A 1,882-nucleotide genomic window follows, 5' to 3' on the forward strand; every position below is an offset into this window, starting at 1 on the left:
CCCCGCCCCGCCCCGGACGCCGACGATTTCGATGGCTCCGCCCTCCCGCCCGCCATGTTCGTCATCCCGCCGCCGGACTTGGTAGGCGGTGTTTCCGGGCGGGACAACGGCCCTGGCATGAACCGGATCGGTTCGCGTGATGCCGCGCCAGTCGGCGACTCGGCGGGTACATCGTCGTCGGCACCGCGTTCCGGCGACGGCACGCGCGATGGTGCCGGGCGGCGTGGTCGCTGCGCCGAGCTGGCGCTGCGCCTGATTCGGGAACTGACCGGTAGCCGGGCGATCACGCCGCCGGTGCATCCGGTCGGCCCGGAAGGCATGTCCGCGGGGGAGGTCGAGGCGGCCGCGGGTGGGCGGCTGCGGCCGTTCGACGGGCATGACGCCATCGCCGATCAGTTGGATGTGCTCGGGCCCGGCTCGGCAGCGCTGGTGGTGGACGATTACTCCGGGCCGACCAACCGATACCGGGTGGGCGCGCACGCGTATGTGCTGGTCAACGAGAACGGCACGATCATGGTGCGCGATCCCGGCGCGGGTCGCGTCGAGGGCTTCCCGCCCACGCTGCCGCGCGAGGTGCGCGGCACCTACGGCATCGTCTACGACGCGGCGGGCAATCCGCTGCACCCGATCGAGGAGACGGTGCCCGCGGCAGCCGGGCTCGACGCCGACCGGCGAGTCGGCGCCCCGGACGGAAACCAGCCCGCGCCGCTGCGTGCTGTACCGGACGGGATGTACCGCGGCAGCGACGGCAACTGGCACCACACCGATGACCCACCGAATACCTGGCGGGACAAGAACTTCCAGCTGCGCGACGCCCAGCGCTGGATCCCCGATCCGCGCACCTCCTACGGCTACCTGTACGAGGCTCAGCCCGGACCTGCCGCGCCGTACCAGGTCACCGATGCGGCGATCGCGGATCGACTGGCGCAGGCGTCGGCGGATCGCATCGCCTTGCAGGCGGAGCGTGACGCGCTCGGCAGCCTGGTCAAGCAGCATATGGGCGAGTTCGGCATCACCGATATCCATGATCTCGCGCCGAAACGCCTCGACGCCGAGATCCAGCGGCATATCAACCGAATCTCCAGCGACCGCGACATCCCCGAGCCGGAGCGGATCGCGAAGCTGATCCGGCTCGGCGAGCTCCGCGCGGAGGCCGAACGGTACAACGATCTCGGCCAGGACATGGTGGCCACCTCCAAGTTGCTCGGCGAACTCGGCGCAACCGCGTTCGTGCTCGATCCGGCCTTGCGGCCCGGCGCGGTGCAGCTCACCCCGTTCCCCGGGGCGTTCGACGGGGCGAATACCGTCGATATCGCGGCGCTGGAGCCGGGTGCGGGTGGCAAGCCGCCGAAGCTGGTCGTGGTCGAGGCCAAGGGTGTCGGGTCGACCCTCGGCGGTTCGAAAACCGCCAGCGCACAGCAGGGTTCGCCGGAGTATCTGCGCCGCACCCTGGCGATCGACACCAACCTCGCCACTGTGCTGCGGGCCACTCCGGAACAGCTGCGGGCTCTGGACAGCGATCCGGAAGGCCGGGCCTTGCTCGCCGCACGGAACGAGCTGCTGCGCGCCCACCGTGACGGCACGCTGGAGATCGAGTACTACCTCGCGCACACCTCCGAGCACGGTGAGGTGACCATCCGCCGGTTCGACCTGAACCGCGACGGGCTGCCGGTGCCGATGGACATCATCGGCGGTGTCGAGGCGAGCCGGTCGGCGCCGGACGACCCCGCCGGTGTCATCGATGGCGACGCCCGCATCGGCGACCGCCCCGACGACCCCATTCCCGTCGATCCCACCTCCGACGAAGGCTTCCATGGTCCGCCCGTCGAAGGCATCGGGAAGAGCGGGCCCCGCGCCGGGCTCCTCGAACCGGACCATCACA

At 70.8% G+C, this 1,882-nt stretch carries 1 protein-coding gene; it reads left to right on the forward strand.

The features are described 5' to 3' along the window. A partial coding sequence (locus GV790_RS28810; RefSeq protein WP_218586487.1) for a toxin glutamine deamidase domain-containing protein occupies window positions 1–1,882 on the forward strand: 1,882 nt, incomplete at both ends.

This window comes from Nocardia cyriacigeorgica, assembly GCF_010858045.1.
GTDB lineage: Bacteria > Actinomycetota > Actinomycetes > Mycobacteriales > Mycobacteriaceae > Nocardia > Nocardia cyriacigeorgica_E.